Raw genomic sequence first — 13,861 nt, 5'->3', positions numbered from 1 at the left:
GCCCGAGGCCGCAGGGCTGCTGAGGTGAAGATCCCATAACTGGGGCGGTGCAGATCGCCGCTGTTCGAGTACGGTGTGAGAACGGCGTCAAGATCGCGCCAAAATTCTCATAGGTGTGCCGGGAAGTCTGGTCGGCGGTACGGGGGCCCTCCCCCGTATCTCTGCACGCGCCGATCCAGGGGAGCGCCATGACACCGCCGGGCACAGACGAGCACCGCACTTCACTCTTCGCCCTGCCGTCGGCCCGTGAGCGCAGGCTGCTGTCGGACGCGCTGCGTACGGAGACCGTCGGCGGAACGGTGCTGCTGGCCGCCGCCGTGCTGGCACTTCTCTGGGCCAACACCCCGCTCGCGCATCTCTACGAGACGGTGCGCTCCTTCCACTTCGGCATCCCCGCGCTGGGCCTCGATCTGTCGGTGGAGCACTGGGCCTCGGACGGCATCCTGACGATCTTCTTCTTCGTCGCCGGAGCGGAGCTGAAGCGGGAACTGACCGTCGGCGAGCTACGCCGTCCGGCCGCCGCCGCGCTCCCCGTCGTCGCCGCGGCCAGCGGCATGGTCGTGCCTGCCCTCTGCTACGTCGTGGTGAACCTGGCGCGCGGCGGCGATCTGAACGGCTGGGCCGTCCCGATGGCCACCGACATCGCCTTCGCCCTCGGTGTGCTCGCCGTGATCGGCACCAATCTGCCCTCCGGCATCCGCGCCTTCCTGCTCACCCTCGCCATCGTCGACGACCTGGGCGCGATCCTCGTGATCGCCGTCTTCTACACCTCCACCCTCAACTGGATGGCGTTCGGCGGCGCCGTCGCGGGGCTGGTGCTCTTCCGCGTCCTCCACGTCAACCTGCGGGTACGCGGCTGGTACGTGTACGTACCGCTGGCCGTGGTCATCTGGGCGCTGATGTACAACAGCGGCGTGCACGCCACCATCGCGGGCGTCGCGATGGGCATGCTGCTGCGGGTGCAGCCCGACAATCCGGACGACCCGGAGAGCCGCTCCCCCGCCGAGCGCATCGAGCACCTGGTCCGGCCGCTGTCCGCCGGCTTCGCCGTGCCCGTCTTCGCCTTTTTCGCGGCAGGCGTCGGCGTCTCGGGCTCGGCGCTGAGCGAGACCTTCCGGCAACCGGAGGCGCTCGGGGTGATGGTGGGGTTGTTCGTCGGCAAGTTCATCGGCGTCTTCGGCGGCACCTACCTGGCCGCCCGCTTCACCCGTGCGCGGCTCAGCTCCGATCTGGCCTGGGCGGACGTGGCCGGGGTCGCGATGCTGGCGGGGATCGGCTTCACGGTCTCCCTGCTGGTGTCCGAACTGGCCTTCCAGGGCGCGTCCGTCACCGAGCACGCCAAGGCCGCCGTCCTCCTGGGCTCCCTGTTCTCCGCACTGGTCGCCTGCGTCATGCTCAAGCTGCGGGACGCGAAGTACCGGGCTCTGTGGGAGGCGGAGACCCGCGACGAGGACCAGGACTCCATCCCCGACATAGACCAGGAACTGGACCCGATAAACCGCCCCACGGAAGCCGCCCGCCGCGCCCGCGAGCAGAACAACGATTGACGCACCCCGAAGGGGCGCGGGGAACTGCGCGAACTGCGCGACAAGCCACGACGGACCCGCAGCCCCCACAGCCTGCGGACGTCGGGCAGGGGCACCCCCTCTCCGAAACAGAGGCGTCCGGCAAGCCGTAGGCTCCCCGCATGGATGGAGCACAGCGCGTCGCCGAGCACCTTCGGGAGTTGGGCGCCAACAGTGAGATCCGCACCTTCTCCGCACCCATGCCCACCGCGGCGGCTGCCGCCGAACAGCTGGGGTGTGCCGTGGGCGCGATCGCCAACAGCCTGGTGTTCGCCGTGGACGGCGAGCCGCTGCTGGTGGTGGCCAGTGGGGCGCACCGGGTGGACACCGGGCTGGTGGCCGCGCTGCTCGGTGTGGGGAAGCGGAAGATCCGGCGGGCGAGCCCGGAGTTCGTCACCGAGGTGACGGGGCAGCTGGTGGGCGGGGTGGCCCCGCTCGGGCACGAGAAGCCGCTGCGCACCCTGGTCGACGTACAGCTCAAGGAGTACGAGGTCGTCTGGGCCGGGGGCGGCGACAAATACACCATGTTCGCCACCGACTTCGACGAGCTCGTACGGCTGACGAACGGACTTGCGGCGCAGGTGGGCGACTGACGCGCGGGCGAACGGACGAAGTCACCGCACCGGGCCGAGGGTGAGCCTCAGAAACCGCGGCCGGTAATAGGCGACGTTCCGATGGATGGCGGAGCCGGAATCCAGCACGTTCACGTCGTAGCCGACCAGCAGTCCCTTTCTCCCCGACTGTGCGAACTCCGGGTGCCCCTGCGGGTTGTACGGCACCACGCCGGACTGTGCACCGCCCTCGGGGAGCGGCGGTTTCGCCACCCGGCCGGGCCCGTGCCAAGGGCCGGTCGGCGAGCAGGACCAGTACGAGACGATGTCGGTGATCCCGCCCCCGTCCGGCGCCCCGGCGTCCATGGTCAGCAGCAGCCAGCTGTCCTTGTGCCGTACGACCGAGTAGGTGCCGGTCGCGCCGCGCTGCACGGTCTTGCCGACGAGTATCGGCTGCGACTTGGCGGGGTCGTCCTGCCACGCGCCGCCCTCGTCTGCTGGACCTGCCCAGAACTGCCACGCTCCCGCGTCCCCGAGCCTTCCCCGTGGGGCGCGGGCGACGTGCGCCCGGGATGCCTTGCCGCTGACGCTGCCCTCGTCGGCGCCGAAGACGTAGGTCCACCCGCCCCGGTTGATCGCCGAGGTGCCGTACAGCACGCGGCGCTCGACATCGGTCTGTTGCGGCCGGTGGATCGACGCGATGCCCTCCAGCCGCAGATCCGGCAGCGACAGGGTCGCGACCTCCGAGGCGCGGGGCACGCCGAAGATCCACGGCGGCTGCCCCGCCTCGCGCTGCCACAGCAGTACGCGTACCACCTTCTCGGACGACCCCGGGGTGCGCGGCTCCACCACGGCCTGTACCGGCCAGCGCCACGCCTCGCGCCCGTCGGGGGTCGCGGTGCCCGGGAAGAGCGCCGTGGGACGGGTGTCGGTGCCGCCGAGCAGCGTCCGTTCGAACCGCCCGCCCTTGGACATGGCCAGCCCGGAGTTGCGCACCCAGACCGCGTGGGGCTCGCGGCTGTGGTCGTCGTTCACCCGGTCGAGGAAGGTGTCGGCGGACAACCACAGCGTCCGCCCGTCGGGCAGCCGCACCGAGCGGGTGCCGTCGCCACCGGTCCAGTCGTCCAGCTGCGCGTTGTCGTCGCCGTACCGGGCCAGCTCGCGGGTCATCCGCTCGTCGGTACGCCAGCCGGTCACCCGTGCCCCGGAGCAGCCGTCCCGGCGCTCTTTTCCGTCGGGCACCGACACCAGTGCCCCGACCAGCACCATCACAGCCAGCGCTCCCACCCCGAGTCTCCATCGGGTGCCGCTGGGTAACCCGTTCCCCTGGCCCGCCATCGGCCACAGGCTAGTGCGCGGCCGGGCAAGGGGGCACCCCCTCTCCAGCACAGGGGGTGGGGCGGCGCAGCATCCGCCGGACAAGCCATAGAGTGCTGGCACGAGAGCGGGGCTCGAAGCGAACGGGGGCAGGAACATGGCGAGCGCGGCCGAGGGCGACCAGGTGCGGCCCGCGAACGACGACTCCGCGAACGACGACCGCGCGCACGACGACTCCGCGTACGGCGAAGCCCTCGTGCGCGCCGAACTCGCCCCCGGCGAGCTGTGGGCGCGGGTCGCGCTGATCGTCGGGCTGTGCGCCGGCTGCGGCTTCCTGGCCTCGGGGATCTACGACTACACGCACGTCGGCCGCCCCAAGGGACTGGCCGCGAACCTGTCGCTCGGCATCGGCACCGCGCTGGTCCCGGCGACGCTTGCGCTGCTGCTGACGCTGCGCGGCAAGAGCCGCGACCGGCGCAGGCTCATCGAGCTGTACGGGGTTGCGGCCCGGCGGGGCAAGACCGAGCAGGCGCTGCACGGGCGCCGCGCGGGGTGGATGACGGTCTGCGTGCTCGCGCTCGCCCTGGCGTTCGTCTTCTTCGTCGGAGGGCTCACCCAGGCGTTCTCCTCCGACCCGTACGAGGAGCCCGACCCCACCGTCTACGGCGCCCTGCTGACGTGGGCCGCGATCCTGACGGTTGCGGGTTGCGCGGGCATCGCCAAGGCCCGCCGCTACCGCCCGAGCAGCAGCGCCGACGGCGGATACGGGAGCGGCACGGCTGCCGCCGGAGGCCGTACGGGACGCCGGCCGGAGCCCACCTCGCCCCGCGCGGCCCTCTATGCGCGGCTCGGCTCCCGGCCCGCCGCCCCGCACCGGTTCAGCCCCCGGCTGGACGCCCGTATCCAGCGGCTGTCCCGTCCCGCGGCCGTGGCACTGGCGACGGCCGCGACGCTGGTGGGCTGCGCGCTGGCAGCCGCCACCATGCTGATGCCCCGGTACATAGGCGGCGGCAGACCGCTGTTCTGGACGCTGACGCTGGTCACCGCGGCGTATTTGATCGCTCTGCTCCTCGAGCTGACGCACTACGGACCGCGCCGCCGCTATCTGCTGCTCGTCATTTTCGCGGGCATAGCGCTCTTCCCGATCGCCGGGCACGGCTACTCCACGTCCGTGCTGCTGGAGCGCGGTGAGTGGGTGCGCGTCGAGATGACCGAGGTGCACCACCACGCCAAGGGCGGGCCCACCTGCGATCTGCGTCCGCTGACCGAGGGCAGGGTCACCGAGGACGACAACCTGACCATCTCGTGCAACGAGGACGAGGCGGGCGACACCCTGCGGGTTTTCGCCGACCCGCAGGGCGATGTGCGACCGCGCCGTTCGGCACCGGCCGGCATGACGAGCTTCTTCGTCGGCTGGGGCATCTCCTCCGCCGTCCTCGTGAGCTGCGCGGTCGGCGCCGCGCTCTACGGCCACCGGCGCCGCAGGGAACTGGGCCTGAACACCACCGAAGGGGACCGCTGATGACGACCGAGCCCGAGGACGCCGCCCACCGCTCCGAGGACGCCCCCACGCACCCGGTCTACCCCGATCTGGCGGGCAAGGTGGCGGTGGTCACCGGCGGCTCCCGCGGCATCGGTGCCGAGACGGGGCGGGCGCTGGCCGCACAGGGCGTCGCCGTCTGCCTGGTGGGGCGGGACCGGCCCGCGCTGTTCGACGTCGCGGAGAGCATCGGCAAGCAGGGCGGCACCGCGATCGGCGTCGTCGCCGATGTGACGGACACCGCCGCGCTGGACCGGGTGGCCGAACGGGTCGCCGACGAGCTGGGCCCGGTCGACATCCTCGCGGCCTTCGCGGGCGGCCAGAGCACACCCACCCCCTCGCCCGAACTGACCGAGGACCGCTGGCGCCAGGTCCTCGATGCGGACCTGACCTCTGCGTTCCTCACCATCCGCACCTTCCTGCCCGGCATGGTCGAGCGGTTCAGCGGCAACATCCTCACCCTGTCCTCGTCGGCGGGCCGCCAGCCCGGCCAGGCCAACCTCGCCTACGGCGTCGCCAACGCGGGCCTGACCATGCTCACCCGGCAACTCGCCACCGAGCTGGGCCCCCAGGGCATCCGCGTCAACTGCCTCGCCCCCACCACGGTCCGCACCGAAAAGGTCGCCGCAGGCATGTCCAAGGAGCTCCAGCACAAAGCCGCCCTCCGCCATCCCCTGCGCCGTCTCGCCGAGCCCGCCGACATCGCCTCGACAGCCGTGTTCCTCGCCTCCGACGCCGCCGGTTATCTGACGGGCGTCACCTTGGACGTGGCGGGCGGCCGGATCACCAACTAGAGCTTCGCCGCCCGTTCATCTCGGCAACACCTCGCGGCGCGCCCGCGGGTCGAGCCAGGCGGTTTCGATGGCCACGGTCCCGGTATTCGAGACGAGGAGGGGACCTTGTCCTCATCACTGTCCAGAAGAGATGTGCTCCGCACCAGCGCCTTCGGCGGATTGGGCTTCGTGGTCGCCGGCAGCGTGGATGCCATCGCGGCGCCCGCGGCCGGGGCGGTCACCCGCGGCGCGGGCGGCTACGGCGAGCTGGTTCCCGACCCGGCGGGCCTGCTGTCGCTGCCGAAGGGGTTCAGCTACCTGATCGTCGCCGAGGCCGGTGCGACAAAGCTGGAGAGCGGTGAGCCCACGCCGTCCGATCCCGACGGCACCGCCTGCTTCGCACGCGGCGGGGGCCAGGGCTTCGTGCTGGTCAACAACCATGAGAACGACGGCAGCGAGGCCCACGGCGTGCCGCCGCTGCCGGGTCTGACCTACGACCCGGGTGCCAAGGGCGGCACCACCAACATCGTCGTGGAAGCCGACGGCCGGCGCGTCAGCGAGTACGTGAGCCTGGCCGGGACGCACAACAACTGCGCCGGCGGCCAGACCCCGTGGAACACCTGGCTGACCTGCGAGGAGACCGAACAGCGCGCCGGGGGCGGGTTCCAGAAGGACCACGGCTACGTCTTCGAGGTCGACGCCTTCGACCGCGACGCCAACGCCGAGCCGGTGCCGCTGAAGTTCCTGGGCCGCTACTCGCACGAGGCCGTCGCCGTCGACCCCCGTGGGCCCATCTATCTCACGGAGGACGCCAACGACCCGCACGGCCTGTACTACCGGTGGACCCCGCCCAAGGACTTCCGCCCCGGGAAGGGCGCACTGCGGGCCCTCGCGCTCTCCGAAGGCGGCGCCACCGCAGGCAGCCTGCAGGCGATGAGCTGTTTCAAGGGCAGCAGGCAGATCGCTGACCTGTCCGAGGCCACCCGGCCGGGCACCCGCTACAACGTGAAGTGGATCGACGTGCCCGACCGCGACGCCACCCGCGAGTCGGTCCGCAAGCAGTTCGACGCCGGGCAGGTGACCGCCGCCCGCAAGCTGGAGGGCGCCTACTGGGCCGACGGCGGCGCCTACTTCGTCGCCAGCTACGCCCGCACCAGCGACGGCAGCACCAACGAGCACGACGGTCAGGTCTGGTTCTACGACCCGGCATCGGAGACGGTGACGCTGAAGACGCTCTTCGGCGTGAACCCCGATCCCGACGCCGACACCAACTACGACGGCCCCGACAACATCGTGGTCGACCCGCACGGCGGCCTGATCCTCGCCGAGGACGGCGAAGGCATCCAGCACCTCGTCGGCGTCACCGAGCAGGGCACCTCCTACCCGATGGCCCGCAACGAGCTCAACGACAGCGAGTTCGCCGGTCCGACGTTCAGCGACGACGGCCGCATCCTCTTCGCCGCCATCCAGAGCCCGGGCCACATCTTCGCCATCACCGGCCCCTGGGCCCAGCAGTAGGCCCGACGCACCCGACGGTCATGAGCCCCCGGCCGGGCCGGGGGCTCACGCCTCTCTCGGCCCGGCCAGCTCCTCCTCGATACGGGTGCGCAAGGCCACAGCACGCGCATCGGTGTACCCGGCGAGGCCGCTTCGGGCTTCGGCCCAGTGGGCGCGAGCCGCCCCGGGGTCCTCCGGCTGCACGGCGGCGGCAAGGCAGTCGAGCTCCAGGGCACGCTGCCAGGTGTCGGAGAGTTCGGCGTGTACGGCGGCGGCCTGCCGATGGAACGCGAGGGCCTCGTCATGCCGGCCCATCGCCACATACGTCTGCCCCGTGCCGCGCCAGGCGAGGGCTTCCCGACTGCGGTTCCTCAGGCCACGGTGCAGCTTGGCGGACCGATGGTACGAGGCCAGCGCATCGCCGAGCTGACCAGTGGAGCGCTGGATGTCGCCGAGGGTGAGCAGCCAGAACCCTTCCAGGGTGTGGGATCGCAGATTGAGTGCGATGTCGAGGGCTTCCTCGATCGCGCTCAGTGCCGCTCCGTGCCGGCCCTGCTCCCGGCGAAGTTCGGCGAGGATGTTGAGCGCGTTGCCGACACTCCGCTGGTTGTTCAGAGCCCGATGAGCGCCCAATGCCTGCTGCGCGGCCGACTCCGCCTCCTGCAGACGCCCCGCGTCAAGCCTTGTGCTGGCGATGTTGGACAGGGCCATGGCCGCTCTGCGGGGCTCGTCCAACTCGCGGAACTGCGCAGCCGCCCGCGCGAAATGCTCGGCCGCCGGATCGAGCTGACGGCTGTCAAGGTGAATCAGGCCGATGAGATTGTTCGAGCGGGCCTCATCGAAAGGCACCTCTTCAGCACGAGCCAGTTCCAGAGCCCGTCGGTGACAGTCCAGACCTTCCTCAAGTCGATGGCACTGCCGACAGGCCATGCCGAGATTGTTGAGCAGCCGGATCTGGGCAACCGGCTTGTGCTCGCGTTCAGCAGCAGCGAGGCCGGCACGTCCGGTGTCGAACCAGTCGCTGACCGACGATGACGGTGAGCGAGCGTTCCACAGCGCCTCGGCCAACTGCCGGGCGAGGGCATCGAATCCGGCGGAGAAGGCTGTCGACGCCAGCCGGATGAGGGTCGGGTGTTCGCGGTCCGCCCAGTCCACCGCCGCGTCGTAATCGGGAAAGCTGGTGGGAGGTACCGTGCCCGCGGGCTCGGCCAGAGTGAGGCGTTCCTCGATCGGCTTGATCCAGCTCTGAGCTGCGTCGGCAGTGTGCAGATACCACTCCAGCACCCGGTGCAAGGCCATGGCCCGCTGCTCGGACGGCTCATCGCTCTGCGCCTGGTGCGCGGCGAAAGCACGGAGCAAGTCGTGGAATTGAAAGCGATCCGGTGCGATCTGCTCCAGCAGATGGGCGCCGACGAGATCGTCCAGGAGGGGCCTTGTGCGCCGGGGCGGAAGCTCGGCCAGGGCCGCAGCCGCATGCAGGCTGAATTCCGGGCCGGGATGGAGCCCCAGCAGACGAAAAAGCCGCGCGGACTGCGCGGGCAGCGCTCGGTAGGACCAGGCAAAAACCGAGCGGACTGCCTCGGCTTCCTCGTCAATTCCCGTACTGAGCGCATCCCACAAGGCCGACTCGTCCCGCAAATCGGCGATCAGATCGTCGATCCGCATATGAGGATGGCTGGCGGCCCGCTCCGCCGCTATACGCAAAGCAAGTGGCAGTCGGGCGCAGAGCCGGCTCAGCTCGGAGAGCTTCGCTTCGCCGTCCTCCGGCCGGTAGTCGCTGGTGACCGCGCGCAGCAGGGCAATTGCCTCCTGCTCCGGAAGGGTGCCGAGCGAGAGATGACGGGCACCGTCACGAACCGCCAGTCCGGCCAGGCGGCTCCGGCTGGTGACGATGACCAGGCTGTTTCCACTGCCTGGGAGCAACGGCCGCACCTGACTGACGGTGGCGGCATTGTCGAGCACGATGAGAACGCGCCGCTCCGCCAGCAGGGAGCGATACAGGGAGGCGGCTTCATCGACGTCCTGGGGAATGCGATCGGCGGGCACGCCGAGTGCACCCAGGAAACGGCGCAGCGCCTGGTTTGCGGTGACCGGTTCGCCGGGATCGTAGCCGCGCAGATTGATGAAAAGCTGCCCGTCCGGAAAATGGTCCTTCACCTCGTGCGCCCAGTGCAGCACGAGCGAAGTCTTTCCCGCGCCTGCGGTACCCGCGACCACATGCACGGAGACAACCAGCCGGTCGCCGCTACGGTCGGTCAGGATTGCCTTGAGCTGGCGCAACTCGTCGGTGCGGTTGACGAAGGCGTGGACGTCGGCGGGAAGCTGACGCGGAGTGGGGCCGCCCCCTTCCCGTCCCCCTCCCCGGTGAAAGTGGATGCCGCCTGCGACATTCCCGGCCTGCACGACGTCGCGAGAAGTCCCTGAAAGGTCGTTCCGGGACTCCTGCGAAGGTCCGTCCCCGTTTCCGGACACGCTGTGATCCGCTCCTCTCAGGCCGCTCTCACGCCGCCGGGGGCGGTGGCAGGTGCACCACCGCGCGCTCGAAGTACGACTGGATGTCCTCGGCCGCAGCGTAAGCCTGCTTCACAAAGGCCACCCAGGGTTTCACCACGTCCGGATCGGTGAAGCGGCGTGCGCTCTCGAAGGCGCCCTTTTCGGTGTAGAGGATTTCGTACAGCGTCTTGCCGTCCAACACGACGATCTCAGGAAGCAGACCATCGGTCTCGGCTGTGGCAACTTCCTTTGCGTGCAGCACGCGGCATTGATGCCCGGCTTCCGCGCGCAGGTGCAGCCAGTGCAACTCCCACCGCATGTACGGCGTCAGCGGCTCCTCCACCACGCGCAGGCGGCGGAAGGGAGAAAAGCGCCTTCTGTCGTCCTCGGCAGTCTTCCGTGCTTCGCCAAGACGTGCCTCGAACAGGCGGAGTGCCTCCGGCCAGTCACCCCGGCGGAGCGCATCCCGGGTGGCACTCTCCTCCTCGAAGTGCTGGAGCCGCTCCAGCTTCCAGGACTCGCCGTTACGGATTGCTTTGCGCCGCGCTCGGAAATCGCTGACGTAGGTGTCATCGTCGAGGGGTTCGCCTTGCTCCTGCGGGAGAGACGGAGCACGAAGATCAAGCATCAGGAATGTCTGCCTTTGCTGCGCTGAGCATATTGCCGGGGATCACGACCAGCCGCTCGTCGGAACCAAGAGAAACACCGTTCGGCAAGCGGGAACCGTAGTCATCGGTGAGATCTCGGCCGATGACGGCGATATCGCCGTTGTCCAGCTGCCAGATGTCCGGGCACTTCTCCTCTTCGTCCGAATTCCCCAGCTCTGCTGCGGACTTCCCCAGTCGCCGGAGGAATAACGCGGACGGGTCGGCTTCCCAGGTACGGGCCATAGCTACCCCCAGTCATTGTCACGTGACGGACTTCACGGTACCGGAAGTGTTTGGACGTGTGCAGTCCGTGTTCAGCCAGCTGACTTGACTTGAAGTTCGGTTCAACTTCTACGGTTGGTTCCGCCGCACCGGCTCGAGCCAAGAGAGACAGAGGAACCGGCCATGGAGTACTCGCACAGCGACGCCGAACTGATCCAGCAGCCCATCGGCTACTGGAGTTGGGCGGCCTACAACGCCGTCGTCACCCGCACCCGGGCAGCCCTCGCCGGGATCGGCACCACCCAGCCGCAGTGGTGGGTCCTCGCGCAGGCCGCACGCGCCGATGTCGTCAAGACCCGCGACGAGGTGTCCCGCCTCCTGCGGAACTACCTCGACACGGGCCCTGAAGCCATGGAATCCGAGATCGACCGCACCGTCGCCCAGGGCTGGATCACCGAGGACTCGGAGGGACACTTGGGCATCACAGCCGAGGGCAGGGCGTTCTACGACAAGGCCGCGGCGCTCCAGGACGAACTGTGGGCGGAACGGCACGCGAACATCTCCGACGAGGAGTACCTGACCACGCTGAAGGTGCTCCAGCGCTTCATCCACAACACGGGCGGCAGCGCCTGGCACCACTAGTGCTGTGGCCGGTGGCTCTTGTCCGGCCCTCTCTGGTGTTCCGGTAAGGGGGTGCCCGTGCCCGCCGCTCGCGGTCTGCCGGCGTGTTGTGGCTGTGGGGGCACCTCCCGGCCGAAGTCCCCCAGCCTCCGGCCGGGAGGTACCCCCAGGGGGAGCAGTTCCCCGCGCCCCTTCGGGGCGCCTAGTTGGCCCGCTTCACCCCGGCAATGAACGCAGCAAGCAGGGATCAGCGTGATTCATGGGCAACGCCCGGCGTCAGGACCGGGGTCGGCGTTTGGGGCCGACCGCCTGGGCGAGGTCGTCCAGCGCGTCGGTGAGGAGTTCGGCGGTGCGGAGGGCGACGGGTGGCGGGTACTCGGCCTGTTCCCACCAGCGGGCCAGCGCCTCGTGTACGGCGGTCCACTCCAGCGGCTCGCTCTGCTGGACGGCGGTGACGGCGGTGGAGATGTCCGAGGCGAGGGCCGCGGAGAAGTCCGCGGCGGCGCTGTCGGGCCGGAAGCTGGGGTGGGGGCCGGGCAGATGGGCCTCCAGCAGCATGCAGGCGCGGCCCATGGTGACCAGCGCGGACTGCGCTTCACCGGCGGAGCGGCGGGAGAGCCGACCGTGGTGGCGGACCGGTTCGACCTCGGCGCGGCTGAGGGTCTGCTCCCAGTTCTGCCGCGCCGCGCGGGTGTCGAGCAGGGCTTCGCGTACCTGGCGGGAGGCGTGTGCGGCGGGCCGCGCGAAGGCGTCCAGCACAGCGATGGCGTACCGTCCGGTGGCCTCCAGCCAGTCGGCGAGCCGGTCGCGCAGCAGCGGGGTCTCCCAGGCGGGGAAGAGTGCGTAGCTGAGCATGGCGAGCACCCCGCCGAGCGCGGTGAGTCCGGCGCGCTCGTAGGCGGTCTGGTACCAGTCGGCGCCCAGGATGCCGAGCAGGAAGATCACGTACGCGCCGATGCAGACGGAGGCGACGACGTACCCGGTGTCCAGCAGGAGATACATCAGGCCCACACTCAACACGGCCAGCGCGGCGCTCAGATACGGCCCGGGGCCCGCCAGCGCCATCACCGTGCCTGCGACGGCGACGCCGATCAGGGTGCCGACGGCCCGGCCGACGCCTCGCTCGTACGTACGGGAGAAGTCGGGCCGCAGCACCATGACGGCGGTCAGCGGCACCCAGTAGCCGTGTGCGGGCGGCAGGGCCCTGCCGATCAGATAGCCGAGGGAGACGACGACGCTGACCCGCAGCGCGTGCCGCAGGATCGGCGACTTCCAGTGGAGTTCGCGGCGCAGGGCGCGGAGTGCGACCGGTACCAGGCCGGCGAGGGTGGGCATATGCAGATGGCGTTCGCGGGCGAGAGCGTGCCCGGCGGCGGGGGTGTGCTTGCCGCCGGCCGCCTTGTGGCGGGCGCGTTCGACCGCTTGGGCCGCGGCTTCCTCGGCGGCGACCTCTTCCGGGTCGGGGCCGTAGGGGCCGTCCAGGCTGGCGTCGACCACCGGGGGCTGGTCGGGGAAGCCGCGGCGACGGCCCTCACGGTCGGCCACATGCCAGGTCACCCGCGCCAGTACCCCGCCCTTGGTGACCTCGACGGGTTCCTGCGCGGCTTCCACGGCGTCGTCGGTGAGGGCGATGAGGCGCAGCGCCGCACGCCGTGCGGGACCGCTCAGCACGGGGCCGCTCTCGGGGACTTGGAGTACGTCCAGCGCCTGGTCGGGCAGCCGGACGCGTTCGCCGCGCCGGACGGCACGCGCGGTGGCGTCCAGCACGGTCGCGGCGGCGGCCAGCAACTCGCGCACCCGGTCGCGTTCCGGCCCCACCATGGGCGCCCCGCCCACCACGGGGTCGGCGAGGGAGGCCAGCACCGGGCGGAAGCGCTCGGCCATCGCGCGGTAGCCGTGCAACTGGCGGGGCCTGCGGCGGGCCTGACGCGGGGTGACGGCGGCGGCGCTGCGGGCCTCGATCAGCGGTTCGGGATCGAAGGGCGCCATCGGGTCGTGCCGCAGCCGCCGCGCGTAGTCCGCGACCCCGGCCAGCGCGTCCGCGAGCGTGTCGCGGCGCTCGCCCCACGGCCGTACGGGGAACAGCACGATCAGTCCGGCCTGTATGACGCCGCCGGCGGCGATCAGCACGGCGTGGCCGAGCGCGCCCAGACTGCTGGTGGGCAGGTGGACGGTGATGAGCATGACGGCGATGTTGAACGCCGCCACCACGCCGGAGGTGGGGCCCACCCCCCACGCCATCCCGGCCAGGAACGCCCATAGCGCGAGGAGCAGTACGAACGCCCACGGCATCCCGATGAGCAGATAGCCGAGGAAGGTGGAGATCGCCAGCCCCGTCGACGCGGCCAGCGCCAGCACGGGCCGGGGCCGCCAGCTGCGCTGGAAGGTCGCGATACCGGAGGCGAACGCGCCGAACGCGCTGGAGACCGCCAGTTGCGGGGTCCCGATCAGCAGTGCCAGCCCGACCACCAGGCCGACCCCGCACGCGCCGCGCAACGCGGTCAGCGGCGTGAGCGAGGCCCGCTCCACGCTGACCCCGGAACGGGCGGTGTCCTTCAGCGCCCGGAGCCAGGGCAATGGTGCGGCGAACATGCCGCGAGCCTATCGAAACCGAACGTTTCGGTTTCGGCCGTCA

11 protein-coding genes are annotated in these 13,861 nt (G+C 70.5%); 6 read left to right on the top strand and 5 right to left on the bottom strand.

Annotated features, from left to right (window positions below; translation table 11 throughout):
- Window positions 1-188 precede the first annotated feature (188 nt).
- Together nhaA and ACTWP9_RS12665 are read left to right on the top strand one after the other, a co-directional pair.
- Window positions 189-1,547, top strand: a complete 1,359-nt coding sequence (gene nhaA / locus ACTWP9_RS12670) for a Na+/H+ antiporter NhaA (protein ID WP_443246172.1) — start codon at window positions 189-191, stop codon at window positions 1,545-1,547.
- A 140-nt stretch (window positions 1,548-1,687) separates the two neighbouring features.
- On the top strand, window positions 1,688-2,158 hold the full coding sequence (locus ACTWP9_RS12665) for a YbaK/EbsC family protein (RefSeq protein ID WP_443246171.1): 471 nt from the start codon (window positions 1,688-1,690) through the stop codon (window positions 2,156-2,158).
- Window positions 2,159-2,179: 21 nt separating this feature from the next.
- Here the strand turns inward: ACTWP9_RS12665 and ACTWP9_RS12660 are convergent, their stop codons facing one another.
- A complete protein-coding gene (locus ACTWP9_RS12660; RefSeq protein WP_443246170.1) occupies window positions 2,180-3,403 on the bottom strand; it encodes a hypothetical protein in 1,224 nt (407 codons plus the stop codon).
- Between the two features lie 187 nt (window positions 3,404-3,590).
- Here ACTWP9_RS12660 and ACTWP9_RS12655 point away from each other — a divergent pair, with 187 nt between their 5' ends.
- From ACTWP9_RS12655 to ACTWP9_RS12645, 3 genes are all read left to right on the top strand, one after another.
- Window positions 3,591-4,955, top strand: a complete 1,365-nt coding sequence (locus ACTWP9_RS12655; protein WP_443246169.1) for a hypothetical protein — start codon at window positions 3,591-3,593, stop codon at window positions 4,953-4,955.
- The gene (locus tag ACTWP9_RS12650; RefSeq protein ID WP_443246168.1) at window positions 4,955-5,767 is read left to right on the top strand and encodes an SDR family NAD(P)-dependent oxidoreductase; all 813 of its coding nucleotides are present in this window, start codon (window positions 4,955-4,957) and stop codon (window positions 5,765-5,767) included. The genes ACTWP9_RS12655 and ACTWP9_RS12650 overlap by 1 nt, the downstream gene beginning before the upstream one ends.
- A gap of 105 nt (window positions 5,768-5,872) precedes the next feature.
- Window positions 5,873-7,264 carry an alkaline phosphatase PhoX gene (locus tag ACTWP9_RS12645; protein WP_443246167.1) on the top strand — a complete coding sequence of 464 codons (1,392 nt, stop codon included), beginning with the start codon at window positions 5,873-5,875 and terminating at the stop codon, window positions 7,262-7,264.
- A 45-nt stretch (window positions 7,265-7,309) separates the two neighbouring features.
- On the opposite strand, the gene ACTWP9_RS12640 is transcribed toward ACTWP9_RS12645, so the two are convergent.
- The 3 genes from ACTWP9_RS12640 to ACTWP9_RS12630 are packed head-to-tail and all read right to left on the bottom strand — an operon-like array spanning window position 7,310 to window position 10,626.
- Window positions 7,310-9,715, bottom strand: a complete 2,406-nt coding sequence (locus ACTWP9_RS12640; RefSeq protein WP_443246166.1) for an ATP-binding protein — start codon at window positions 9,713-9,715, stop codon at window positions 7,310-7,312.
- Between the two features lie 28 nt (window positions 9,716-9,743).
- Window positions 9,744-10,364 carry a DUF6879 family protein gene (locus tag ACTWP9_RS12635; RefSeq protein WP_443246165.1) on the bottom strand — a complete coding sequence of 207 codons (621 nt, stop codon included), beginning with the start codon at window positions 10,362-10,364 and terminating at the stop codon, window positions 9,744-9,746.
- Window positions 10,357-10,626 (bottom strand): hypothetical protein, encoded by a 270-nt coding sequence (locus ACTWP9_RS12630; protein WP_443246164.1) that lies wholly within the window; start codon window positions 10,624-10,626, stop codon window positions 10,357-10,359. The genes ACTWP9_RS12635 and ACTWP9_RS12630 overlap by 8 nt, the downstream gene beginning before the upstream one ends.
- A gap of 162 nt (window positions 10,627-10,788) precedes the next feature.
- Here ACTWP9_RS12630 and ACTWP9_RS12625 point away from each other — a divergent pair, with 162 nt between their 5' ends.
- Window positions 10,789-11,247, top strand: a complete 459-nt coding sequence (locus ACTWP9_RS12625; protein WP_443246163.1) for a MarR family winged helix-turn-helix transcriptional regulator — start codon at window positions 10,789-10,791, stop codon at window positions 11,245-11,247.
- Between the two features lie 255 nt (window positions 11,248-11,502).
- Here ACTWP9_RS12625 and ACTWP9_RS12620 read toward each other — a convergent pair whose 3' ends face one another.
- Window positions 11,503-13,818 carry an FUSC family protein gene (locus ACTWP9_RS12620; protein WP_443246162.1) on the bottom strand — a complete coding sequence of 772 codons (2,316 nt, stop codon included), beginning with the start codon at window positions 13,816-13,818 and terminating at the stop codon, window positions 11,503-11,505.
- Between the last annotated feature and the right edge of the window lie 43 nt (window positions 13,819-13,861).

The sequence above is a fragment of the Streptomyces sp. 3N207 genome (assembly GCF_052246355.1).
GTDB lineage: Bacteria > Actinomycetota > Actinomycetes > Streptomycetales > Streptomycetaceae > Streptomyces.
Note: the sequence above shows the minus strand (reverse complement) of the source record. Positions and strands in the feature narration are given on the sequence as shown.